The 22,379-nt window shown below is 57.1% G+C and carries 21 protein-coding genes; 11 read left to right on the top strand and 10 right to left on the bottom strand.

The annotated features are described in order from the left end of the window. Positions 1 to 1,140, bottom strand: coding sequence for a UDP-4-amino-4-deoxy-L-arabinose aminotransferase (arnB, locus tag ACEPLT_RS21165; RefSeq protein ID WP_232929174.1), 1,140 nt, complete (start codon positions 1,138 to 1,140; stop codon positions 1 to 3). A gap of 327 nt (positions 1,141 to 1,467) precedes the next feature. Continuing rightward, complete coding sequence (locus ACEPLT_RS21170; RefSeq protein ID WP_008503103.1) at positions 1,468 to 1,971, bottom strand: phenolic acid decarboxylase; 504 nt, start codon at positions 1,969 to 1,971, stop codon at positions 1,468 to 1,470. A gap of 99 nt (positions 1,972 to 2,070) precedes the next feature. Here ACEPLT_RS21170 and ACEPLT_RS21175 point away from each other — a divergent pair, with 99 nt between their 5' ends. Both ACEPLT_RS21175 and ACEPLT_RS21180 read left to right on the top strand, forming a co-directional pair. Beyond that, on the top strand, positions 2,071 to 2,952 hold the full coding sequence (locus tag ACEPLT_RS21175) for a LysR family transcriptional regulator (protein WP_232929173.1): 882 nt from the start codon (positions 2,071 to 2,073) through the stop codon (positions 2,950 to 2,952). A gap of 32 nt (positions 2,953 to 2,984) precedes the next feature. Further along, a complete protein-coding gene (locus ACEPLT_RS21180; protein WP_021242161.1) occupies positions 2,985 to 3,779 on the top strand; it encodes an SDR family NAD(P)-dependent oxidoreductase in 795 nt (264 codons plus the stop codon). A gap of 5 nt (positions 3,780 to 3,784) precedes the next feature. On the opposite strand, the gene ACEPLT_RS21185 is transcribed toward ACEPLT_RS21180, so the two are convergent. After that, entirely contained in the window at positions 3,785 to 4,231 is a 447-nt protein-coding gene (locus ACEPLT_RS21185; protein WP_175441106.1) for an NlpC/P60 family protein, read from the bottom strand. Between the two features lie 320 nt (positions 4,232 to 4,551). On the opposite strand from ACEPLT_RS21185, the gene ACEPLT_RS21190 reads away from it, so the two are divergent. Beyond that, positions 4,552 to 5,211: an HAD family hydrolase gene (locus ACEPLT_RS21190; RefSeq protein WP_023345058.1), complete on the top strand. Its 660-nt coding sequence runs from the start codon at positions 4,552 to 4,554 to the stop codon at positions 5,209 to 5,211. Positions 5,212 to 5,276: 65 nt separating this feature from the next. Here the strand turns inward: ACEPLT_RS21190 and ACEPLT_RS21195 are convergent, their stop codons facing one another. Both ACEPLT_RS21195 and ACEPLT_RS21200 read right to left on the bottom strand, forming a co-directional pair. Beyond that, positions 5,277 to 6,302: a TerC/Alx family metal homeostasis membrane protein gene (locus tag ACEPLT_RS21195; protein ID WP_232929171.1), complete on the bottom strand. Its 1,026-nt coding sequence runs from the start codon at positions 6,300 to 6,302 to the stop codon at positions 5,277 to 5,279. 163 nt (positions 6,303 to 6,465) lie between these two features. Continuing rightward, on the bottom strand, positions 6,466 to 6,864 hold the full coding sequence (locus ACEPLT_RS21200; protein ID WP_008503110.1) for a potassium channel family protein: 399 nt from the start codon (positions 6,862 to 6,864) through the stop codon (positions 6,466 to 6,468). Positions 6,865 to 7,179: 315 nt separating this feature from the next. Between ACEPLT_RS21200 and ACEPLT_RS21205 the strand changes: the two genes are divergently transcribed. Beyond that, complete coding sequence (locus ACEPLT_RS21205; RefSeq protein WP_045336746.1) at positions 7,180 to 8,517, top strand: MFS transporter; 1,338 nt, start codon at positions 7,180 to 7,182, stop codon at positions 8,515 to 8,517. 34 nt (positions 8,518 to 8,551) lie between these two features. On the opposite strand, the gene ACEPLT_RS21210 is transcribed toward ACEPLT_RS21205, so the two are convergent. After that, on the bottom strand, positions 8,552 to 9,289 hold the full coding sequence (locus ACEPLT_RS21210) for an IclR family transcriptional regulator (RefSeq protein WP_021242157.1): 738 nt from the start codon (positions 9,287 to 9,289) through the stop codon (positions 8,552 to 8,554). A 169-nt stretch (positions 9,290 to 9,458) separates the two neighbouring features. Between ACEPLT_RS21210 and ACEPLT_RS21215 the strand changes: the two genes are divergently transcribed. Then, positions 9,459 to 10,151, top strand: a complete 693-nt coding sequence (locus tag ACEPLT_RS21215; protein ID WP_039267176.1) for an RraA family protein — start codon at positions 9,459 to 9,461, stop codon at positions 10,149 to 10,151. Continuing rightward, entirely contained in the window at positions 10,151 to 11,089 is a 939-nt protein-coding gene (locus tag ACEPLT_RS21220) for an NAD(P)-dependent oxidoreductase (protein ID WP_232929194.1), read from the top strand. The genes ACEPLT_RS21215 and ACEPLT_RS21220 overlap by 1 nt, the downstream gene beginning before the upstream one ends. Before the next feature lie 32 nt (positions 11,090 to 11,121). Here the strand turns inward: ACEPLT_RS21220 and ACEPLT_RS21225 are convergent, their stop codons facing one another. Further along, positions 11,122 to 12,318 (bottom strand): BaiN/RdsA family NAD(P)/FAD-dependent oxidoreductase, encoded by a 1,197-nt coding sequence (locus tag ACEPLT_RS21225; protein WP_063436675.1) that lies wholly within the window; start codon positions 12,316 to 12,318, stop codon positions 11,122 to 11,124. 228 nt (positions 12,319 to 12,546) lie between these two features. On the opposite strand from ACEPLT_RS21225, the gene pitA reads away from it, so the two are divergent. After that, positions 12,547 to 14,046 (top strand): inorganic phosphate transporter PitA, encoded by a 1,500-nt coding sequence (gene pitA / locus ACEPLT_RS21230; RefSeq protein WP_008503116.1) that lies wholly within the window; start codon positions 12,547 to 12,549, stop codon positions 14,044 to 14,046. Positions 14,047 to 14,099: 53 nt separating this feature from the next. Here the strand turns inward: pitA and uspB are convergent, their stop codons facing one another. Beyond that, positions 14,100 to 14,435: a universal stress protein UspB gene (gene uspB / locus ACEPLT_RS21235; protein ID WP_003861224.1), complete on the bottom strand. Its 336-nt coding sequence runs from the start codon at positions 14,433 to 14,435 to the stop codon at positions 14,100 to 14,102. Between the two features lie 283 nt (positions 14,436 to 14,718). Here uspB and uspA point away from each other — a divergent pair, with 283 nt between their 5' ends. Continuing rightward, positions 14,719 to 15,156 carry a universal stress protein UspA gene (gene uspA, locus ACEPLT_RS21240; protein WP_003861223.1) on the top strand — a complete coding sequence of 146 codons (438 nt, stop codon included), beginning with the start codon at positions 14,719 to 14,721 and terminating at the stop codon, positions 15,154 to 15,156. 92 nt (positions 15,157 to 15,248) lie between these two features. Here the strand turns inward: uspA and rsmJ are convergent, their stop codons facing one another. Then, complete coding sequence (gene rsmJ / locus ACEPLT_RS21245; protein ID WP_032675612.1) at positions 15,249 to 16,001, bottom strand: 16S rRNA (guanine(1516)-N(2))-methyltransferase RsmJ; 753 nt, start codon at positions 15,999 to 16,001, stop codon at positions 15,249 to 15,251. 7 nt (positions 16,002 to 16,008) lie between these two features. Beyond that, positions 16,009 to 18,051: an oligopeptidase A gene (prlC, locus tag ACEPLT_RS21250; protein ID WP_447088314.1), complete on the bottom strand. Its 2,043-nt coding sequence runs from the start codon at positions 18,049 to 18,051 to the stop codon at positions 16,009 to 16,011. A 207-nt stretch (positions 18,052 to 18,258) separates the two neighbouring features. Here prlC and ACEPLT_RS21255 point away from each other — a divergent pair, with 207 nt between their 5' ends. The 3 genes from ACEPLT_RS21255 to ACEPLT_RS21265 all read left to right on the top strand — a co-directional run bounded on the left by ACEPLT_RS21255 (position 18,259) and on the right by ACEPLT_RS21265 (position 22,358). Continuing rightward, entirely contained in the window at positions 18,259 to 19,101 is an 843-nt protein-coding gene (locus tag ACEPLT_RS21255) for a 23S rRNA (adenine(2030)-N(6))-methyltransferase RlmJ (protein WP_008503119.1), read from the top strand. 71 nt (positions 19,102 to 19,172) lie between these two features. Further along, entirely contained in the window at positions 19,173 to 20,525 is a 1,353-nt protein-coding gene (gene gorA / locus ACEPLT_RS21260; protein ID WP_023345065.1) for a glutathione-disulfide reductase, read from the top strand. 183 nt (positions 20,526 to 20,708) lie between these two features. Beyond that, positions 20,709 to 22,358, top strand: coding sequence for an alpha,alpha-trehalase (locus ACEPLT_RS21265; RefSeq protein WP_021242149.1), 1,650 nt, complete (start codon positions 20,709 to 20,711; stop codon positions 22,356 to 22,358). Positions 22,359 to 22,379: the final 21 nt, after the last annotated feature.

A 22,379-nucleotide genomic window follows, 5' to 3' on the forward strand; every position in this document is an offset into this window, starting at 1 on the left:
TCAATGTCCTGCAAGCTGATGGAGTGCGGTAATGACGCGGGTTGTGTCGTCATGAGTCATGTCCGGGAAAAGAGGGAGAGAACAAATACGCGCGCTATTCCATTCAGAATTCGGGAGCGATACATCAGGAAAACGCTCGCGGTAGTATTTTTGGGTGTGCGCCGCGCGGAAGTGGAGGCCGGTACCAATACCTTTCTCTTTCAGCGCCGCCATCAGGTTGTCGCGTGAGATCCCGCAGCGCGCTTCATCCACGCGAATAATAAACAGGTGCCAGGCGTGCACGTGCGGCCATGATGGAATGGTGAGCGGCTGGAACGGCGTATCGGCAAGCTCCCGCAGGTAGCGTTGCGCTATTTCCTCACGGCGCCTGTTGGCCTCTTTCAGTTTGCCTAGCTGCACCAGCGCCAGCGCGGCGTTGATGTCCGCCAGGTTGTATTTATAGCCCGGCGCGATCACTTCCGCCTGCGGCGCGCGACCGTGCGTCTGGCGGTCATAGGCGTCTACGCCGAGGCCATGGAATTTCAGACTGCGGATCCGCTGTGCCAGCTGGGCATTATCCGTGACCACCAGGCCGCCTTCCGCGCAGGTCATGTTTTTAATGGCGTGGAAGGAGAAAATTGCCGTTCCTTTCCAGCCCACGTGACGGTTTTTGTAATACGTTCCGGCGGCATGAGCCGCATCTTCAATCACCGGAATACCGTGACGTTCACCGATGGCATGGATAGCGTCGATATCACACGGCGCGCCGGCATAGTGAACGGGAATAATAGCTTTAGTGCGCGTGGTAATAGCGGCTTCCACGGCTTCTGGCGTCACCATTAATGTGTCTTTATCCACATCAATCATGACCGGCGTGGCGCCCAGCAATACGATCATATTCAGCGTGGAGACCCAGGTCTGGGAAGGGGTAATAACTTCATCGCCCGGGCCAATATCCAGCGCCATCAGCGTAACGTGCATGCCCGCGGTGGCGGAACAGAGGGCAATCGCATGCTGATTCCCGGTAAGTTGACAGAATGCCTCTTCAAGTTGCTGATTCTTAGGCCCTGTGGTGATCCAGCCCGACATCAAAACGTCCTGAAGCGCCGCAATTTCCTCAGCGCCCATCGACGGCCGCGAAAAAGGCAGAAAATCACTCATTATTAATTTCCTTGCAATCAAAATGGCATGTTTTTGATATTAACCAAATGCCAGCCCGCTTATTTCAACGAACCATAAACTCATATCAAAGTAGCTCTCTTTCCTTAGGGAAAAATTAAGACAGCGTTTACAACGCTATAAGACAACTAGCAGCCAATTGAAAAACAACAAGTTAATTTTATATTAAATATTTTTGATGTGATCTTCCGCAACATTTTGAAATGGAAACATTTAAACCAATCCTCAACAAACAAAAAAAAATCCCGGCTATTTCAAAATAATATGAAATAGCCGGGAACTTTTCTATTTAGTTAATTGTCGCGCTTATTACAGGTTATCTGGAAAGTTTTTCGGTAATTCACTGGCCGCGCAGGCGATCACGCTTTCATTATTGGCACCACAGTCGCGTACAAAGGTAATTGTGGCAAATTCATCAATCACTTCGGTTGGATACGCCGGGCCCGCATCACGGTAGCTGTTCATCAGCGGAATATGATCGTTCTGGAAGCAGACGGTTTTTTCCGGGTTGTTCATGACCCAGCGCGGGAAGAAGATGGTGCCGTGGAACAGTTTGTCGCCCAGGTTCACAATCAGGCTGACGTCGGTGCCGGTTGGCTCGGTCCAGGAAATTTTATAGATGCTTTCCCCTACCCGCACGATGTAAGCCTGCTGATCTTTCACCCAACGGTTTGCCACCAGACCGCTGTGAATACGGTAATCCAGGGTCGTCTCGTTTTTGACGTAAATCTCGTAGTTCCAGCCGTTGTCGTAGGTATAAACAAGGTGTTTGCCAACGAAGCCGCTTAAGTCGTGTTTGTCGAAGGTGTTCATAAGATGTCTCCTTTGTTTTGATGAGACGATCGTACCCCTTCAAAAATTGAATGAATAACGCTATGTTTTAATCAAATTCATCCAAATTTTAGATAAATTATGCATAAGACGACGCTGGAACAATGGTCTTTACTGGAAAGAGTGGTCGAGGCGGGCAGCTTTGCCAAAGCCGCAGAAGAAACCCACCGCAGCCAGTCCTCGGTGAGCTATAACCTGTCGCTGCTGCAGGAGCGGCTCGGCGTGGCGCTGCTGGTGCCGGAGGGACGACGGGCGGTGTTAACGCCGGCAGGAGAACTGCTGCTCAACCAGGTGAAACCGCTGCTGAAAGCCTTTTCGTACGTTGAGACGCGCGCAGCGACCCTTCGCAACGGAATGCGCACGCGGCTGGATCTGGTGGTGGATTCCATTTTCCCTCGCCGCCGCCTGTTTGCCATTCTGCGCCAGTTCCAGCAGCAGTATCCGCAAACCCAGGTACGCCTCACCGAGGTGCTGGAAAACACCCGGGACGATGCCATTAACGACGAAGCCGATGTGATGGTCCTCACCCGCCGCCAGGACATGACCGGGCTCGGCGAATGGCTGATGAATATCGACTTTGTTGCCGTGGCCCACCATCAGCATCCTCTCTTTCACCTCGACGCGCCGCTTAACGACGACATGCTACGCCCGTGGCCGCTCATTCAGATTGCGGACAGCCAGCCCGCCGCGCGCGCGGCCGGTGAGTCATGGACCTTCTCCACCATCGATGCCGCCATTGAGGCCGTCCTCTCTCAGGTCGGCTACGGCTGGCTGCCGGAGGAACGCATCCAGACCCAGCTGGATCAAGGCATCCTGAAACGCCTGCCGCTGAGCCACGGTGCACGCAGAGCGACGCCGCTTCACCTGATTGTTAAGCGCTCCCTCGCCCCGCTTGACGAGCGGGTGGAGACGCTGCTGCGCCTTTTTAGCCAGGAGCCCTCATCCTCACCTGCTACGCTTTAAGGTCCGAACGTTAAAACGATAAGGAGCGGATGATGAAAATCGACTTTACGGGGAAAGTGGCGCTGGTGACCGCCTCAACCGGCGGGATCGGGTTCGCCATCGCCAGAGGGCTGGCAGAAAGCGGTGCCGAGGTGATCGTCAATGGCCGCAGCACGGAATCGGTGAATAAAGGCATTCAGCAGCTGCAGCAGGTGGTGCCGGGCGTGCAGGTGCGCGCCGCGATTGCCGATCTCAGCACGGCGGAAGGGGTCGAGTCGCTGCTGAAGGTGGCGAATAACGTCGATATTCTGGTTAACAACGCCGGGATTTACGGCCCGCAGGATTTCTATGCCACCGACGATGAGACCTGGGAGCGTTACTGGCAGACCAACGTGATGTCCGGCGTGCGTCTTTCCCGCGCCCTCCTGCCGGGCATGGTGCAAAAGGGCTGGGGACGGGTGGTGTTTATCTCCTCCGAGTCGGCCTGCAATATCCCGGCGGATATGATCCACTACGGCGTGACCAAAACGGCGCAGCTCTCCCTGGCGCGCGGGCTGGCGAAGTTCGTGGCGGGAAGCGGCGTGACGGTCAACAGCGTCTTGCCGGGGCCAACGATGTCGGACGGTTTCGCAGAGATGATGAAGGATGAAATCGAAAAAACCGGTAAATCGCTGGAGCAGTTGGCGAAAGAGTTTGTGATGGCCAACCGCCCCAGCTCGGTGATCCAGCGCGCGGCCACGGTTGAAGAGGTGGCCAATATGGTGATTTATGTCTGTTCACCCCAGGCTTCCGCCACCTCGGGCGCGGCGCTGCGCGTCGATGGCGGCGTCGTGGATGACATCATCTGAGGCTGTCAGGCCGCACTGCCTGCAACCCGACGGGCAGTAATGTAGTGCGCCTGCCAGTAAGCATCCGTCAGGGTTGAGACCGTGACGCCCTGGCTGCTTGAGGCATGAATAAACTGGCTATTGCCAATATACACGCCGACATGCCTGCGGTTCGGACCCGTCTGGAAGAACACCAGATCTCCGGGCCTCAGGCGGTATTGCGTCACCTGCACCCCGCGGTGGATCTGCTCGCCGGTCGTGCGCGGTAAGTTAAGATGCGCCACATCGCTGAACAGGTGCTGCATCAGCGCGGAGCAGTCCACGCCGCGGCGCGTGGTTCCGCCCCACTGATACTGGGTCCCCTTCCACTTTTGGTATTGATCAAGGATGCGCGCGCGCAGCGGGCCCGTATCCTGTTGCATCAGTGCAGATTTCGCTGGCGAGACGGCCAGGTTACTGTTCATCGATAGCATCGACGCGGGGAGTTGAAAACTGAATGCAGAAAACGAAGCAAAACTTAACGTCAGGATTGAAATAAACGATCTAAGAGTCATATCAAGAAAGCAGTAGTGAGTGAGTTTTTCCTTACCTGTGGGGCCAAAGGGTTCCCCTGAATATCGTGCGATGTGGCGATAATATAGACAGATCGTTTTTTCACCAATTCTTATCGAGGCCAAAAATGGACTCACTTTGAGATCGCAAGATCGAGAAAAAAATGGTGGTGATGTAAGGACTGTCCTGGTAAAGCAGGTAAACTGATCCACAGAATGTGTATTTCAGCTAAGACGTATTTATGACCAATATGATTGCCGACGAGACGGTGGCGAAATCCAGCGTGCTCTCTGTCTTTGACTTTGATGGGACGTTAACACACCACGACAGCTTTATTCCTTTCCTGCGCTTTGCCTTCGGGAAACGCTACTTCGCGGGCCGTCTGGTGCGTATGGCGCTGCCCACGCTCCACTGCGTGCGTCGCAAGCTGACGCGCGATGAGCTAAAGGAAGTGCTGATCAAAACGTTCCTGACGGGCGTGGATGAACACTGGTTGCGCCAGCAGGCGGAAGCGTTTTGCGAAAAATACTGGAACAAGCTGATGCGCCCCGAAGGGGTTCTGGCCGTGGCGGCAGAGGTGAATTCCGGTGCGGAGGTGACCATCTGTTCCGCGTCTCCGGCGCTGGTGCTTCAGCCGTGGGCTGACAAACTGGGCATTAAGCTGATTGGCACGCAGCTGGAAGTGAAAGACGGCAAGCTGACGGGGCGCATCACGGGCCATAACTGCCGCTGCGCCCAGAAGGTGGCCAGGCTGGAAAAAGTGTATGGCGATCTGAACGCCTATCACCTGCGCGCCTGGGGGGACACCCGCGGCGACCACGAGCTGCTGGCAGCGGCGCAGGATCCGCACTGGCGGCACTTCCACCCGCCGCGCAAGCGCCGCAATTCACCCATCAAGTAGCCTTTTTGCCGGGTGGCGGCTGCGCCTTACCCGGCCTACATTCGAAAGCGCCACCGTGCGGTACATCAGGCTTCTCGTTTACCCGGGAACATCACGCTCGCAATAATTCCCAGCGCCAGCACGCCCAATACCACAAACAGGCTGGCCGTCGCGCCAATGCTGTAACCGTGATGCCAGAAGTGATCGGTGGCATTTAACCCCAGCTTGAACGCCACGAAGAACAGCAGCAGCACCACCGCTTTCTCGAGATGCACCAGATACTGCTTCAGCGCTTCCAGCACGAAGTAAAGGGTACGCAGGCCGAGGATAGCGAACATCATGGCGCTGTAGATAATCAGCGGCTCGCGGCTGACGGCGATAATGGCCGGCACGGAGTCAAACGCGAACATCACGTCTGAGAGTTCCACCACCGCCACGCAGAGCAGCAGCGGGGTCGCATAGCGCTTCGCCTTCTTCACGCGCCCAACCATCACGTCCTGGTTTTCCGGCTTTTCAAGCTCCGCATCCACCTCTTTCTGCGTCAGAATAAAGGCGTTGCTGCTGATTTTCGGCCAGACCGGATAGAAGCGTTTCACCAGGCGATAGGCGAGATGACCCGAGTAATCTTCCACTTCGTCACTCTCTTCATTGCGCCTCAGCATCATCACCGCCGTCCAGCCGACGACCAGCGCGAAAATCACCTCGACGTAAGGCCCCAGACTTAGCAGGCTGGTGCCGATAGCCACGAAAATACCGCGGAAGACAATCGCCCCCAGCACGCCCCAGTAGAGCACGCGGTGACGGTACTTATCCGGCACGCCGAACCAGGCGAAGATCGCCATCATCACAAACAGGTTATCGACGGAGAGCACCTCCTCCAGCGCATAACCGGTGAGGAACAGGCTCGCCAACTCGGCGCCGTGGTGAACGTACAGGAACCCGGCGAAGGCCATCGCCATCATGACCCAGAAGAGGGACCACATTGCGGCGCTTTTCAGCGAGATCGGTTTATCGTGACGGTGCATAAAGAGGTCGATAAACATCGCCCCAACGGCCATCACTACAAAGACAACAACGGTTTCCGTCGGGAAACCGAGATGAGCAGCAGACATACATAACCCTTTTATAGAGGCAAAGCACAGCACCATGCAGGCTGGCGTAAACCAGCAGAGAAAAAGGGTGGGCTGTTTATCACATCCACCCTCAAAACCGCAGCGCGACGGCCGCGTAAGGGGTGTACTTTACCTTACCAGATGGGGATTGCACATCTACCGTTTAGGCGCTCATGCCACGCAAACGCTGCAGCACTGCGACCAGAACCGCCACAGACCAGCCTACCATCAACGCGCCCACCAGTCCTTCCACCCCGCCGATGAGCCGCCAGTGCTGGGGTAACGTGACGTCGCCGTACCCTACCGTCGCATAGCTCACCAGCGAAAAGTAGAAGCTGGTGTTCCAGTCATTAAACGCGTCGATGACAAAATAAAAGGCAGCAAACAGCCCGGCCTCCAGAAGATGGGCGAAAATCATAGAGATCACGATACCGACATTGCGTAAAACAATGCGTACCGCAGAATCGACGTCTAACGTGATGAATTTTAAAACGCCAAACATCCACAGCGAATGAATGACCACGGTTAGGGTAAGCAAAATAATAATGCTGAGTAGCTGCATGGTACGTGCTCTGACCAAAAGGAGTATGGCCCCGCGAGCGCGGCGGGGCATCTGGTCGAAGCTTAGTCGAAGGGAGAGGAAAAGTTGGTGCAATAATTGCGCTACGTGATTATTTCTCTGCCGGCACGTCCTGCTTGCGGCTGGTCAGCAGCCTTGAGCGATATCCGCAGCGCACTATCTGTGAGTCACCTCTTATTTACATCATTTAAACCTTCCATTAACTGGATAAAAAGAACGCGCCGTCGCTATAGTGGTTTTGTTTAATAAAACTAAGTTGTACCTAATAAAACAAAGAACACACCCTGCGAGGATACAATGACAGAACATTTACGTAACGGCGCGACCGCCACCGAGGACATAGAAAGAGAGACGATGCGGAAGGTGATCTGGCGTATTCTTCCGTTTCTGATTGTCAGTTACCTGGTCTCGATTATCGATCGCGGGAATATCGGCATGGCTTCGCTGCAGATGAATGAGGACCTTGGCCTCAGCAAAGCGGCGTTTGGCTTCGCCAGCAGCCTTTACTTCGTGGCCTATTTCCTGTTTGAGGTGCCGAGCAACCTGGCCATGCAGAAAGTCGGCGCCCGGCTGTGGATACCGCGCATTATGATCAGCTGGGGCATCGTCTCCATGGGCATGGCGCTGGTTCAAAATACCACCTCGCTCTATATCGTCCGTTTTCTCCTCGGGGCAGCGGAAGCAGGCTTCTTCCCGGGCGTCGTGCTGTATCTGACCTGGTGGATCCCTGCCCGCTACCGCGCGCGCATTATTGCGTCCTTTATGGTCGCCATCCCGCTCGCTAACTTCATCGGCTCCCCGCTTTCCGGATTGATACTGTCGCTGGATGGCTGGCTGGGTCTTCGCGGCTGGCATCTGCTGTTCATTATTGAAGGCTTACCTGCGGTGCTGCTGGGTATTGCGGCCTGGTTTATTCTCCGGGATCGCCCTCATCAGGCGAAATGGCTCAGCGATGAACAGAAAAAGTGGCTGGAAACCACCCTTGAGACCGAGCGTAGCCAGCAAAAGAACATTGGACACCAGACGACGTGGCAGTTGCTGAAGCATCGTCAAATCTGGCTGATGGCGCTGATTTACGCGGGCGCATCGTCCGCGGGCACCACTATTAGCGTCTGGTCTCCTCAGCTGCTGAAATCCTTCCATCTTGATAATCTGCAAACCGGTCTGTTTAACGCCATTCCTTACGGTCTGGCATCGGTTCTGATGATTGTCTGGGGACGACACTCCGATCGCACCAATGAACGCCGCTGGCATACTGCGCTGACGCTGTTCATGATTGCCGCCGGCGTGTTCGCTGCCTTTGTCAGCGTCTCGCTCTTTGCCACTCTCGCGATCCTGAGCATTATCCTGACGGGCGCGTATTCGATGAAAGGGCCTTTCTGGGCGCTGGCGTCCGGCTGGATGAGCAGCTCCTCGGCGGCGGCAGGGCTGGCCGCGATTGGCGCCATCGCGAACCTGATTGGCGGGGCGGTCATGGTAAATGCCTACGGCATGATCAGCGAGCAAACGGGCAGCCACACGCTGGCTATGCTTCCGCTGGCCGTGCTGTGCCTGGCCGGGGGTATCGCGGTACTCATTATGGGACGGCAGGCCCGCAACGCTCAGCTACACGAAAAACAGGTCACACATTCATGATGACAGAAGCGGGACACATGTCCCGCTTCTGCGTTTAAAGATTTTCTTCCGCCGCGTCGCTCGTTTCACCAAAGAACTGCTGACAGAAGGGCTTACTGGCTCCCATTTTCTGCGACAGACGGCTGGCCGCCGCCTTCATCAACGGGCCTATCTCCTTCTCACGACGATCTTCCGTCAGCCGTGAGATGGGGCCGGTCAGGGCTAACGCCGCAACCAGCTTGTCGTGAACGCCGAAGACAGGCATCGCAAACGCCGCGGTGTGGGGATCGCGTGCGCCTGACGTGTAGAAAGGGAGTTCAGCGTCGCCCTCCGGCAGGCTCTCATTGAGCCCCCAGTGGCGCAAGACCTTACTGATGGCCGAATTATCGAGCGGGAACTGGCTGCCGGGAAGATTGCTGTGTCGCAGGCCGTGCGACGCTTCCGCGCGAAACAGGCAAAGGCGCTGCCCGCCCTCCAGCACATACCAGCTGGCGCTCTCCTGAGACGCCAGGGATAAGGCCTGAAGCTCTGGCTGAACCACCCGCGAAAGATGGAAAGATTGTTCATACAGCTTGCCGAGGTAAAGCAGACGTGGGCCAAGCGCATAATTGCCGTCTTCATGCCTGACGACGTAATTCATCCGTTCAAGAGAATTCATCAAGCGGTAAACCGTGGTTTTGTGATAACCCGACAGCTGTGCCAGCGCGGTCAGCGTCAGGCTCTCATCCCCAGGACGGAAGCAATCCAGTAAAGCCAGCGCTTTTTCAACCGCTACAACGCCTTCATTCCCCATCATTATCTCCTTGTTAGCCCGGCAGTGAGTGTACCTCAAATTTTGTGAGTCACTTCGTGTTTACATCACAAACGCCACCTCGGGTCTGGCTAAAAGGAAAGCAACACCGCTATAGTTGTTTTGTTCTGTACACCTGCGTTGTACTTAGTAAAACAATATGGAGGCATTCATGTCCGTTTCTGAAAAAAAAGCGATTAATCGCCAGTTCGAACGCGTTTCTGCCGAGGACGTTCGTCGGGCTGCCGAGTATCAGGCAGCCATTCTGGCCGACGTGGCCGGTCGCCGCGGTACGCTTCACGGCCGCATCAAACCGCTGGCTCCTCACATGTCCGTTGCGGGTCCGGCCATCACCGTGGAAGTCCGTCCGGGTGATAATCTGGCGATTCATGCCGCGATGGCGGTTGCGCAACCCGGCGATGTCCTGGTCGTCGATGGCAAAGGCGACCTGAGCTGCGCGCTGCTGGGCGAAATCATGGCCACCCAGGCTCAGGCGAGCGGCATTGCGGGCATCATCATTGACGGCGCTGTACGTGACGCCGATTCCCTGAGCAAAGGCCACTACCCTGTCTTTTCTGCCGGTCTGAACCCCTGCGGCCCGACAAAGTTAATTTCTGGCCGGGTGAATCATCCCATTTCAGTCGCCGGGGCGACGGTTCAGGCAGGGGATCTGGTTGTCGCGGATATCGACGGCGTGGTCGTCATCCCGCGCGATGAGGTTCAGCAGGTTATCGCGCTGGCAAAAGAAAAGCTGGAGATGGAGACCCGGCGTCTTGCCGCCATCCGTGAAGGCGATTTGCGTCCACACTGGCTTGATGACGCGCTTCGTAAGGCAGGTATGTTAGCCGACGGGGAGACGCTGTGATGGGGGGCAAAGACGTAATTCTGGTTACCGGAAGCGACCTGGCGGAGCAGGCCATGGTGATGCTGCAGGGCTTTGAGGTGGTGTTTGCGGGCCGCCAGCCGACAGAAGATGACCTGATCGCGCTGTGTGAACGACACAATCCCGTGGCGATTCTGGTTCGTTACGGCCGGATCACCGCGAAAGTCATGGATGCCGCCCCGGCTCTGCAGGTTATTTCCAAGCACGGAAGCGGGATCGATGTGATAGACCAGACGGCAGCGGCCGAGCGCAATATCGCCGTCCGCGCGGCCCCAGGCGCAAACGCGGCGGCAGTGGCTGAACATACCTGGGCGCTGATCCTCGCCTGCGCAAAGTCCGTGGTGCCTCTGGACAAGCGGTTACGAGACGGGCACTGGGATAAGGCGACGCATAAATCCATTGAGCTGGAGGGTTTAACGCTGGGGCTAATCGGATTGGGCGCTATCGGCTCGCGCGTGGCAACTATTGGTCACGCCTTCGGCATGAAGGTGCTGGCTTACGATCCCTATGCTAAATCGATGCCTGCACTGTGCGAACGTGCAGAGACGCTGACCGGACTTCTTTCCCGTTCCGATGTCATCTCTTTGCACTGTCCGCTAACCGATGAGAATCGGGGAATGATCAATAGCGAGACGCTCGCACACTGCAAGCGGAACGCCATTCTGGTCAATACGGCACGCGGTGGACTGATCCACAGTGAATCGTTACTGGCGGCGCTCCGGGATGGCACGCTGCACAGCGCAGCGCTGGACAGCTTTACCCAGGAGCCGCTGACGGCGCCGCACCTCTGGCAGTCCGTAGAAAACGTGGTGATTTCACCGCATATCGGCGGCGTTACCGCCGCGTCATACATCAAGATGGGGACCGTGGCCGCGAGCAATATTCTGGCCGTGACGGACGCCACCACCGTCAGCCCGTAAAGCCAAGCGTGACGAGTGGCAGCGCGCTGATGTCACTTGTCTTCTGCCAGCGCCTGAGCACATGCCCAGGCACTTGCCCATGCCCACTGGAAGTTATACCCGCCGAGCCAGCCGGTCACATCCATCACTTCACCGATGAAGTAGAGCCCCGGCACGTTGCGCGCTTCCATGGTACGGGAAGAGAGTTCATTCGTGTCGACTCCGCCCAGCGTGACTTCCGCCGTGCGGTAGCCTTCCGTGCCGTTTGGCTGCACGCGCCAGTTTGTTAGCGTCTCGACCAGCGTTTCCTGCTCGCGGCTGTTAAGCTGCTTTAGCGACACGTCGGGGATCTGCCCCAGCACCTGCAAACATTCCACCAGACGCTTCGGCAGCTGCATTGCGAGGGTGTTTTTCAGGCTCTGATTCGGGTGCGCGGTACGCTGCTCGTTGAGGAAGGCATCCAGATCGCAATCGGGAAGCAGGTTAACCGTGACAAACTCCCCCGGCTGCCAGTAGCTGGAGATTTGCAGTACCGCCGGGCCGGAGAGGCCGCGATGGGTAAAGAGCAGGTTTTCGCGAAACACCGTGCCGTCTTCGGCGGTGATAACGGCGGGAACGGACACGCCAGACAGCGTCTGAAGCTGTTCCAGAAGCGGTTTATGCAGCGTGAACGGCACCAGCCCGGCGCGCGTAGGCAGGACTTTCAGGCCAAACTGCTCGGCGATTTTATAGCCGAACGGGGAAGCGCCCAGCCCCGGCATAGACAGGCCGCCGCTGGCAATCACCAGATTATCGGCGCTGACGGTTTCACCGTTGAGCAGCAGCGTGTAGCCCTGGTCATCGCGGGAAACGTCCAGCACTTCGGTGCGCAGGCGCATGACCACGCCGCCCTTCTCGCACTCGGCCACCAGCATATCGACAATCTGCTGGGCGGAGTCGTCGCAGAACAGCTGGCCCAGCGTCTTCTCATGCCATGCGATACCGTGCTTACCCACCAGGTCGATAAAGTCCCACTGGGTATAACGCGCCAGCGCAGATTTACAAAAATGACGGTTTTGGCTCAAATAGGCCGCGGGTTCAACATACAGGTTAGTAAAGTTGCAGCGCCCGCCGCCGGACATCAGGATCTTGCGGCCTGGCTTTTTACCGTTATCCAGCAGCAGCACGCGACGACCCGCCTGTCCGGCCATTGCCGCACAAAACATACCCGCCGCACCGGCGCCAATTACCACGGCATCAAACCTTTCCACGTCAAAACCCTCTTTGTTAACTGCCGCGGATTGTAAAGTTTCCTCTGTGGTCACACCAGCGTAAAAAGATATTACAAAGCCATTCCATTGAAATTTAAAGAATATCCTTTCAGGCACTTTTCTCAAATCAGGTGGTATGTCAAAAAAAGTCTATATTTCACTTTGCCCGTTGCGCATTTGTCCTGGATAATGCGCCGCGTTCATGTCCTCAAAATGGCGTAACGTCCTATGCTACATTTGTTTGCCGGCCTGGATTTACATACCGGGCTTTTACTCTTGCTTGCTCTGGTTTTTGTACTGTTTTACGAAGCGATCAACGGCTTCCACGACACTGCAAACGCAGTAGCGACGGTTATCTACACTCGCGCAATGCGATCGCAGCTTGCGGTTGTTATGGCGGCGGTATTTAACTTTTTTGGTGTCCTCCTGGGCGGACTGAGCGTTGCGTATGCGATTGTGCATATGCTGCCAACAGATCTGCTGCTTAACGTAAGTTCTGGCCATGGCCTCGCTATGGTGTTCTCAATGCTGCTTGCTGCAATTATCTGGAACCTCGGTACCTGGTATTTCGGCCTGCCTGCATCCAGTTCTCACACCCTCATCGGCGCGATTATCGGTATCGGGTTAACCAACGCCCTCATGACCGGTACATCGGTTGTTGATGCGTTAAATATCCCGAAAGTGCTGGGGATCTTTGCCTCTCTCATCGTCTCCCCTATCGTGGGTCTGGTGGTGGCGGGCGGGCTGATCTTCATCCTGCGTCGTTACTGGAGCAATACCAAAAAACGCTCCCGTATACACCTGACGCCGGCAGAGCGTGAAAAGAAAGACGGCAAGAAAAAGCCGCCATTCTGGACGCGTATTGCCCTGATCATTTCCGCTATCGGCGTGGCTTTCTCACACGGCGCGAACGATGGTCAGAAAGGCATTGGTCTGGTGATGCTGGTACTGATCGGTGTTGCTCCGGCAGGCTTCGTGGTTAACATGAACGCCTCCGGCTACGAAATCACCCGTACCCGCGATGCGGTCAACAACGTTGAAACTTATTTCCAGCAGCACCCTGAGCTGCTGAAAAAAGCGACCGGCGTTGACCAGTTAATCCCGTCTCCGGAAGCCGGTGCCACGACTGCACCTGGCGAATTCCACTGCCATCCGGCTAACGCGATTAACGCGCTGGAACGTGCCAAAGGCATGCTGGGCAATATCGAAAGTTATGACAAACTGACCGTTGAGCAGCGTGGTCAGCTGCGTCGCATTATGCTGTGCATCTCTGATGTGACGGATAAAGTGGCGAAGCTGCCAGACGTGAATGCTGACGACCAGCGTCTCCTGAAGAAACTGAAAGGCGATATGCTCAACACCATTGAGTACGCGCCAATCTGGATCATCATGGCGGTCGCGCTGGCACTCGGTATCGGTACGATGATTGGCTGGCGCCGCGTGGCGACCACCATCGGCGAGAAGATCGGTAAGAAAGGCATGACCTATGCGCAGGGTATGTCCGCGCAGATGACGGCGGCAGTGTCTATCGGTCTGGCGAGCTACACCGGTATGCCGGTATCCACCACCCACGTACTCTCCTCGTCCGTGGCAGGTACCATGATTGTTGACGGTGGCGGCCTGCAGCGCAAAACCGTGACCAACATTCTGATGGCCTGGGTGTTCACCCTTCCGGCGTCCATCCTGCTGTCTGGCGGGCTGTACTGGATTTCGCTGAAGCTGATTTAATCGGTAAAGGCGACAAAAAAGCGGGTCAGGAAACTGACCCGCTTTTTTTATGCTCAGTGCCAAATCATCAATGCAATCATACTGACGACGACCAGCCCGCACAGGGCGCTGGTTAAAATGAACTGACGACGCAGGCGCTCGCAGCGACGGATAAATTCTTCATCGTGATGATCGCGGTAGCGCTGGTAGTAGATATATCCCACCAGACGCATCTGTTTGCTGGGCTGTCCATGCGAGGTGAAGAACCCTCCACCGTCCACATACTGATAAAGCAACGGATCGCAACCACGAAGTACCACTAACAGCGCACGTAACGATGAGAAGTAGCGCGCCATATTCACTATGCAAACTACGCATAACGCCCAAAACAATGCGACGGTGCTAATCATACATCCTCCCCGGCGTCCGCCCACGAAGCAAGGCTTCTGAGCTACCGCACCCCAATGCCCTGACAGACAGTTCAGTGAAAGAATGACCAAAAGTCGATCCGGTTCGCGTTTTAATATCCGAACGGCTCATTTAATAGTGTAGGAGATCCGTTAATTTTTTTGCCACAAGGTTAATCGTTATCAACACCAAAGCTTGAAAAATATGTTTAACTGGGCCGTAATGAAAGCATCAGACGACGGCTTTCCCATTTAGTCATCGATAACTTAAGGAAGGAGTAACACTATGGCTTACAAACACATTCTCATCGCGGTAGACCTCTCCCCGGAGAGCAAAGTGCTGGTTGATAAAGCGGTATCCATGGCACGTCCCTACAACGCGAAAGTTTCGCTGATTCACGTTGATGTGAATTACTCCGACCTCTACACCGGTCTGATCGACGTCAATCTGGGCGATATGCAGAAGCGTATCTCCGAAGAGACGCACCACGCCCTGAGCGAACTGTCCACCAACGCGGGCTACCCGATTACCGAAACCCTGAGCGGCAGCGGCGACCTGGGCCAGGTATTGGTTGATGCGATCAAGAAATACGACATGGACCTGGTGGTGTGCGGTCACCACCAGGACTTCTGGAGCAAGCTGATGTCTTCCGCTCGCCAGCTGATTAATACCGTTCACGTGGATATGCTGATTGTTCCGCTGCGTGACGAAGAAGACGAGTAAGTGCAAAAAAGCCCGGTGGCGCTAACGCTTACCGGGCCTACAGGCGGCACGAAATGTAGGCCGGGTAAGGCGAAGCCGCCACCCGGCTTTTTTTATTCCGGTGTCCCCGAATAAATATCAAACCGGTGCCCTTTGGTGGTCACCGCATTGGTCGTGGCAACGTCCGCCAGCGGCGGCGCATAGTCAGGGCGCTTCACCACCACCCGCTTCGTCGCCAGCTGACGAGCCGGTTCCAGCAGGCCATCCGCATCCAGATCAGGCCCCACCAGAGACTGAAACACCCGCATCTCTTTCTTCACCAGCGCGCTTTTCTGCTTGTGCGGGAACATCGGGTCGAGATAGACGACCTGCGGGCGCGGGGTGATATCGGTCAGCGCCGTCAGGCTCGAGGCATGGATCAGCTGCAATCGTTCCTGCAACCACGGCCCGATTTCCGGGTCCGCGTAGCCACGGCTCAGACCGTCGTCGAGCAGGGCTGCCACCACCGGATTACGTTCCAGCATCCGCACATGACAGCCGACAGACGCCAGCACAAACGCATCGCGCCCCAGCCCCGCCGTGGCATCCACCACGTCCGGCAGATAGCTTCCTTTAATCCCAACCGCTTTCGCCACCGCTTCGCCGCGACCGCCGCCGAACTTGCGCCGGTGCGCCATGGCCCCGCCGACAAAATCGACAAAAATCCCGCCGAGCTTCGGTTCGTCGCGCTTACGTAATTCGAGATGTTCTGGTGTCATCACCAGCGCCATCAGGTTATCTTCATCGTGCTCCAGCCCCCAGCGGGCGGCCAGAACAGATAAGGCGCCGTCTCCGGCGCCTGTTTCATCCACTAAGCAGATCTTCACGTAACAATCAGCCTTTGATCCCGTAATGCTCAAGCATCGCGTCCAGCTGCGGCTCGCGCCCGCGGAAGCGTTTGAACAGCACCATTGGCTCTTCGGAACCGCCGCGGGTCAGGATGTTGTCGAGGAACGACTGGCCGGTTTCGCGGTTGAAAATCCCCTCTTCTTCGAAGCGCGAGAAGGCATCCGCCGCCAGCACGTCGGCCCACAGGTAGCTGTAGTACCCCGCCGCATAGCCGCCTGCGAAGATGTGGCTGAACGCGTGCGGGAAACGACCCCAGGTTGGCCCAGGGATCACCGCGACCTGCTTTTTAATCTCCGCCAGGGTTTCAAGGATTTTCGCCCCCTGCTCCGGGCTGAACTCGGCGTGCAGGCGGAAGTCGAACAGGCCGAACTCCAGCTGGCGCAGGATAAACATCGCCGCCTGGTAGTTCTTCGCCGCCAGCATTTTATCTAGCAGTTCTTTCGGCAGCGGTTCACCGGTCTCGTAGTGGCCGGAGATAAACGCCAGCGCGTCCGGCTCCCAGCACCAGTTTTCCATAAACTGGCTCGGCAGCTCGACCGCATCCCACGGCACACCGCTGATGCCTGCCACGCCTGCGGTTTCGATGCGGGTCAGCATGTGGTGCAGGCCGTGACCGAACTCGTGGAACAGGGTGATCACTTCATCGTGGGTGAACAGCGCAGGTTTGCCGTTCACCGGACGGTTGAAGTTACAGGTCAGGTAGGCGACCGGCTTCTGCAGGGAACCGTCTGCTTTACGCATCTGGCCCACGCAGTCGTCCATCCACGCCCCGCCGCGCTTGTTCTCACGCGCGTAGAGATCGAGGTAGAAGCTGCCGCGCAGTTCGTTTTTCTCGTCATACAGCTCGAAGAAGCGCACGTCCGGATGCCAGACGTCGATATCGGTACGCTCTTTGGCGGTGATGCCATAGATGCGCTTCACCACTTCAAACAGGCCGTTAACGGCTTTGTTTTCCGGGAAGTACGGGCGCAGCTGCTCGTCGCTGATGCTGTAGAGGTGCTGCTTCTGTTTTTCGCTGTAGTAAGCAATGTCCCACGGCTGCAGCTCGTCCACGCCGAACTCCGCTTTCGCGAAGGCGCGCAGCTGGGCCAGCTCTTTTTCACCCTGCGGACGGGCGCGTTTCGCCAGATCGGTCAGGAAGTCGAGCACCTGCTGCGGGTTTTCCGCCATTTTGGTGGCGAGAGATTTGTCGGCGTAGTTTTCAAAGCCCAGCAGCTGCGCCAGCTCGTGGCGCAGGGCGAGGATTTCCGCCATCACCGGGCTGTTGTCCCACTTACCGGCATTCGGCCCCTGATCGGAAGCGCGGGTGCTGTAGGCGCGGTACATCTCTTCGCGAAGCGCCTGGTTGTCGCAGTAGGTCATCACCGGCAGATAGCTTGGGATATCCAGGGTTAACAGGTAGCCGTCCTGCTCTTTCGCTTCGGCCTGCGCTTTTGCTGCCGCCAGGGCGCTTTCCGGCATACCCGCCAGCTCTGCTTCGTCGGTAATCAGCTTCGTCCAGCCCATGGTGGCGTCAAGGACGTTGTTGCTGTACTGGTTGCCCAGCTCGGACAGGCGCGCGGCGATTTCACCGTAGCGGGTCTGCTTCTCTTTTGGCAGGCCAATCCCGGACAGCTCAAAATCACGCAGGGCGTTATCGACCGATTTTTTCTGCGCGGTGTTCAGCTTGGCGTAGTGATCGCCGTCGCGCAGGTTCCGGTAGGCTTTGTAGAGCCCTTCGTGCTGGCCGACCCAGGTGCTGTACTCAGAGAGCAGCGGCAGGGTTTGCTCGTAGGCTTCGCGCAGCTCCGGGCTGTTTTTTACCGAGTTCAGGTGGCTCACCGGGGAGAAGATGCGCCCCAGCACGTCGTCCACTTCGGCCAGCGGCTGACACAGATTTTCCCAGGTGTACGGCCCGCCCTGCGCGACCACGCTTTCTAGCGCCGCGCGGCAGTTGTCCAGCGATTGCGTAACGGCTGGGACTACATGCTCGGGGAGGATTTTAGAAAACGGTGGCAACGAAAAAGGCGTCAGTAATGGATTGGTCATAAACGCTGTCCTGTTGAAAGAGGTGAATGAAGCGCGCATCCGGCGCTGTGCATATGCGATCTAGAATGGGGTTAAGTGTAGAGGATTTCAATGCCAGACGTGGCGGAAAAGAGCCCGGTGGCGCTGCGCTTACCGGGCCTGCGGGTAATCTGCGCCGTTCTGCTGTAAACTGTGGCAAATCGTCAATTCAGCGGAATATCATTACCCATGCTCAGTTATCGCCACAGCTTCCACGCAGGCAACCACGCCGACGTCCTTAAACACACCGTTCAGAGCCTGATCATCGAATCGCTCAAAGAGAAAGAGAAGCCGTTTCTCTATCTGGACACGCACGCGGGCGCGGGCCGTTATCAGCTGAGCGGCGAGCATGCCGAGCGTACCGGTGAATATCTGGAAGGGATCGCCCGTATCTGGCAGCAGGACGACCTGCCTGCCGAGCTGGAGCCGTACATCGGCGTGGTGAACCACTTCAACCGCAACGGCCAGCTGCGTTACTACCCGGGATCCCCGCTGATTGCCCGCCAGCTGCTGCGCGAGCAGGACAGCATCCAGCTGACCGAGCTGCATCCGAGCGACTTCCCGCTGCTGCGTTCTGAATTCCAGAAAGACAGCCGCGCCCGCGTGGAAAAAGCCGACGGCTATCAGCAGCTGAAAGCCAAGCTGCCGCCGGTTTCCCGTCGCGGCCTGGTGCTGATCGACCCGCCGTACGAAATCAAAACCGACTATCAGGCGGTGGTGACCGGTATTCACGAAGGCTACAAACGCTTCGCCACCGGGACATACGCCCTGTGGTATCCGGTGGTGCTGCGCGCGCAAATCAAACGCATGATCAAAGACCTGGAAGCCACCGGCATCCGCAAAATCCTGCAGATCGAGCTGGCCGTGCGTCCGGACAGCGACCAGCGCGGCATGACCGCCTCGGGCATGATCGTCATTAACCCGCCGTGGAAGCTCGAAGCGCAGATGAACAACGTGCTGCCGTGGCTGCACAAAACGCTGGTGCCAGCCGGTACGGGTCATACCTCCGTCAGTTGGATCGTGCCGGAGTAATCGCAGCCATCGGTGGAAACTATTGATTTCAGGTATACAATCGCGGCAATTCACGATTAAGGACAAAAGCTATGACTAAGCATTATGACTACATCGCCATCGGCGGCGGCAGCGGCGGCATCGCCTCCATCAACCGCGCGGCCATGTACGGCCAGAAGTGTGCGCTGATTGAAGCCAAAGCGCTGGGTGGCACCTGCGTGAACGTGGGTTGTGTACCGAAAAAGGTGATGTGGCATGCGGCGCAAATCCGTGAAGCTATCCATATGTATGGCCCGGACTACGGCTTTGACACCACCATCAACCACTTCGACTGGGACAAACTGATCGCCAGCCGTACCGCCTACATCGATCGTATTCACACCTCCTACGACAACGTGCTGGGCAAAAATAACGTCGACGTTATCCACGGTTTCGCTCGCTTCGTTGATGCGAAAACGATCGAAGTAAACGGTGAGACGATCACCGCCGATCACATCCTGATCGCCACCGGCGGCCGTCCGAGCCACCCGAACATCCCGGGCGTGGAATACGGCATCGACTCCGACGGTTTCTTCGAACTGCCTGCCCTGCCAAAACGCGTTGCCGTGGTGGGCGCGGGTTACATCGCGGTGGAGCTGGCTGGCGTGATTAACGGTCTGGGTGCCGAAGCGCACCTGTTCGTGCGTAAACACGCGCCGCTGCGCAGCTTCGATCCGCTGATCGTTGATACGCTGGTTGAAGTGATGAACACCGAAGGCCCAACCCTGCACACCAACGCCGTGCCAAAAGCGGTCGTGAAAAATGCAGACGGCAGCCTGACCCTGGAGCTGGAAGATGGCCGCAGCCAGACCGTTGATTGCCTGATCTGGGCGATTGGCCGTGAACCGGCGAACGATAACTTCAACCTGGGCGTGACCGGCGTGAAAACCGACGAAAAAGGGTACATCGTCGTCGATAAATTCCAGAACACCAGCGTACCGGGCATTTATGCGGTCGGCGACAATACCGGTGCCGTTGAGCTTACCCCGGTTGCCGTTGCGGCGGGCCGCCGTCTCTCCGAGCGCCTGTTCAATAACAAGCCGGACGAGCATCTGGACTACAGCAACATCCCGACCGTGGTCTTCAGCCACCCGCCAATCGGCACCGTCGGCTTAACCGAGCCGCAGGCGCGCGAGCAGTATGGCGACGACCAGGTGAAAGTGTATAAATCCGCGTTCACCGCGATGTATACCGCCGTTACCTCCCACCGTCAGCCGTGCCGCATGAAGCTGGTCTGCGTCGGCCCGGAGGAGAAGATTGTCGGTATCCACGGCATTGGCTTCGGCATGGATGAGATCCTGCAGGGCTTTGCGGTAGCGCTGAAGATGGGCGCGACCAAGAAAGATTTCGACAATACCGTGGCGATCCACCCAACGGCCGCCGAAGAGTTTGTCACCATGCGTTAATGCATAAGCCCCTCTCCGGAGGGGCTTTTTTTATTCACATTCATAAATCGTTGCAAAACGAATGCTCCGAAAAGAGTGATCTACCGCACATATCCCTCCACATCTACCGAAGCGAATGTCTACGCTTATAAGACGCCCGGATAAACCTGTCTTTTGAACACACAACCGGAGGTCCCTATCACCATGTTCAACCAGAAACTACAGGCTACCGAGAACATCGAATTCGAGATTGCAGAAGAGCTGCGCTACGAGACCGATCCCTGCGAGTTGAAACTGGATGAAATGATTGAGGCGGAGCCGGAACCCGAGATGATCGAGGGGCTACCCGCCTCCGATGCACTGACGCCCGCAGACCGCTATCTTGAACTGTTTGAGCACGTGCAGTCCTCGCGCCTGTTCACGGACAGCAAAACCTTTCCCGACTGCGCGCCGAAGATGGATCCGCTGGATATCCTGATCCGCTACCGCAAGGTCAGACGCCACCGGGACTTCGACCTGCGCCAGTTTGTGGAAAACCACTTCTGGCTGCCGGAGACCTACAGCACGGAATATGTCTCCGACCCCGGTCTGTCCCTCAAAGAGCACATTGACAGCCTGTGGCCAGTGCTGACGCGCGAGCCGCAGGATCATATTCCCTGGTCTTCCCTGCTGGCGCTGCCCCAAGCCTATATCGTTCCCGGCGGACGATTCAGCGAGACCTACTACTGGGATTCCTATTTCTCCATGCTGGGGCTGGCGGAGAGCGGTCGTAACGATCTGCTGAAATGTATGGCGGATAACTTCGCCTGGCTGATTGAACGCTACGGGCATATTCCCAACGGCAACCGTACCTATTATCTCAGCCGCTCCCAGCCGCCGGTCTTTGCGCTGATGGTGGAGCTGTTTGAGGAGGACGGCGTGCGCGGTGCGAAACGCTATCTGGAACACCTCAAAATGGAGTACGCCTTCTGGATGGACGGCGCGGAGTCGCTGCTGCTTAACCAGGCCTACCGCAGCGCCGTGCGTATGCCGGACGGCTCGTTGCTCAACCGCTACTGGGATGACCGTGATACCCCGCGCGATGAATCGTGGATTGAGGACGTGGAAACTGCCCGCCATTCGGGCCGTCCGCCAAATGAGGTGTATCGCGACCTGCGCGCCGGGGCGGCGTCCGGCTGGGACTATTCCTCCCGCTGGCTGCGCGATCCGTCGCGGCTCGCCAGCATCCGCACGACGCAGTTTATCCCCATCGACCTGAACGCCTTCCTGTTCAAGCTGGAAAGCGCCATTGCCAACATCTCGGCGTCGAAAGGGGATAAAGAGACGGCCGACCTGTTCCGCCAGAAAGCCAGCGATCGCCGCGAGGCGGTGAACCGCTATCTGTGGGACGAGGAGAGTGGCTGTTACCGCGATTACGACTGGCGACGCGAAGAGCTGGCGCTGTTTTCTGCCGCCAGCATTGTGCCGCTGTATGTCGGCATGGCGACCCATGAGCAGGCCGAGCGCCTGTCGGATGCGGTCAAGGCGCGACTGCTGACGCCGGGCGGGATTCTGGCGACCGAGTACGAAACCGGCGAGCAGTGGGATAAACCCAACGGCTGGGCGCCGCTGCAGTGGATGGCGATCCAGGGGTTCAAGCAGTACGGCAACGACTCGCTGGGGGATGAAATCGCCTGGAGCTGGCTGCATACGGTGAACCATTTTTATCAGACGCATCATAAGCTGATTGAGAAGTACCACATCGCCAGCAGCACGCCGCGCGAAGGGGGCGGGGGTGAGTATCCGCTGCAGGATGGTTTCGGCTGGACGAACGGCGTGGTGCGGCGGCTGATTGGGTTGTATGGGGAGCCTTGAATAGGGTGCGGTCTGGTGCCC

This window comes from Enterobacter sp. fkY84-1 (assembly GCF_052974705.1).